The organism is Pseudomonas fluorescens (assembly GCF_005938625.1).
GTDB classification, from domain to species: Bacteria; Pseudomonadota; Gammaproteobacteria; order Pseudomonadales; family Pseudomonadaceae; genus Aquipseudomonas; species Aquipseudomonas fluorescens_BD.
In genome coordinates this window covers 1-1620 of sequence record NZ_VCNJ01000117.1, presented here as the reverse complement: position 1 = coordinate 1620, position 1620 = coordinate 1, and the positions used below count along the sequence as shown (strand labels likewise).

The window sequence follows — 1620 nt, the reverse complement described above, 5'->3', positions numbered from 1 at the left end:
CTTGAATGGTCTGCCCCACCAGCAGGGGCAGGTTGGTGGCCGCAGGCAGGGTCAGGATCTTATAAGTGCTGTCCATCTGGGTGACTAGGATAGAAGGAAAGTTGATGGGATCGCCAGCAGCCCATTGCCAATGGTTGGCGGCTTGAGGGACGGTGACGGTGCCGCTGATGTCAACGCTGCCGGTGAAGTCGCCATCGGTGAAGGTCAGCGCCATGGCGCTAGAGGCTCCTCCAAAAGCTGCTGCAGCCAGGGCGGCTACCAGCAAAGACTTGTTCTTGTTCATTTTGCTGCTCCTGATATCAGTGATTGCCACATTTCGACACAGCGTTGCTGCTGTGATTGTTTGCGACGCCGATCAAGCACCACATCTGACGGTTCATGAGACGAAATGAGCCGTCAGATCTGGCCCCTCAAGGCGTCTCCCGCCACCCCTCAATTTCCAGTGCAAGGTTGAGTTCCCCCCGATAGCTTTTCGGATAGAGCAGCGACACCGGGCCGTCGCTACGCAGCGACACCGATTTGGCGCCTGCCGGCAGCGGGATGACCACGTCCGCTCTTCGGGGGAAGCAACTGGGTATTGACCGCCTCCCTAATCATCCACGGCTTTGCCCGACTTCTAAATTCCAGGCCGGGCGTAGGCATGTGTTGAGGGCGTATCAGCAAGAATAAGACGGCGGCATGCGCAGACTCACGGTCTGGGTTGGTGCGGCAGTGGTCACTAGAGGTAGATGGCCAAACTGGGAATCCCTGCTTGCTGGCGCACAGCAATACCCTTTTAAAGGCAATTGGCTTAGTACATGAGGTGAAGCAGGATCGGGCCGGTAACTTTGTATGGTAATAACTGAGTGAACGCATGTTAGGTCACCAGAAAGTAGTTTCAGACTAAATGCCTGAAATACATACGCGACTGATGCTGGCGCTAGCTAATCTGAGTTTATGTAAGCTGAACCCTCATTTTTCGTAAGGAAATCCTCAAGAGAGCTGAAATAGCCTCGAGACTATCTCCTGACAGCGGATGTCAAAAATTATGTTGCCGCTCGCCTTGAACCTCTCGCCTTTTAGATCTTGTGCATCTCTGTGTAAAACGCTATGCCTGGCACTGTTTTTATAGGCGCTGCGTCGGCTCGTCACCTTCCAGAGAATCTGGCGTACGGCATATTCTTCGCGCCTTTCGACACCGAGCAGCATTTTGTCGACTTGTGTAACGTTCGGGGTTCACCGTTTTGCGGAGTCGGCGAGGGGAGGCAGGGAACAAGGTCAGATAATTCGGTTTCAATGTCACAGCGCACATTGATGTCAACGATGAGTCATGGGCGCATAGCGTGATGGATAGGGCGACCAATGTCGCGGGCTATTACCGCATACGCTTCCGCGGCTACGTCGAAGTGATGGCCTCCTTCCGAGAGTTATTACAAATCGAATTAGTGCAACATTTATCCTCAGCAAAAACTCATCAAATAAAAAACGCAGCCTGAAAAAGCACTTATCCCCCTCCCGCCGACGGGCCGTGTGGTAATTTTTTTTGCAAAGCGTTTAGGTGTGAAATGACTTCCCCCCACCCCCTCCCCAGCGGGCCTCCCTACCGAAGTGCCCGTTTCCAAACTTGAAACCCTTTGCACC

Annotated in this window: 1 protein-coding gene and 1 pseudogene; both read right to left on the bottom strand. The window is 53.5% G+C overall.

All coding sequences use genetic code 11. From position 1 onward, the window contains the following. Nucleotides 1–283 (bottom strand): annotated as a pseudogene (locus tag FGA82_RS31905) (hypothetical protein); the annotation flags it as partial. A 127-nt stretch (nt 284–410) separates the two neighbouring features. Continuing rightward, nucleotides 411–578 carry a DUF5462 family protein gene (locus FGA82_RS32295; protein ID WP_283242355.1) on the bottom strand — a complete coding sequence of 56 codons (168 nt, stop codon included), beginning with the start codon at nt 576–578 and terminating at the stop codon, nt 411–413. Nucleotides 579–1620 lie beyond the last annotated feature (1042 nt).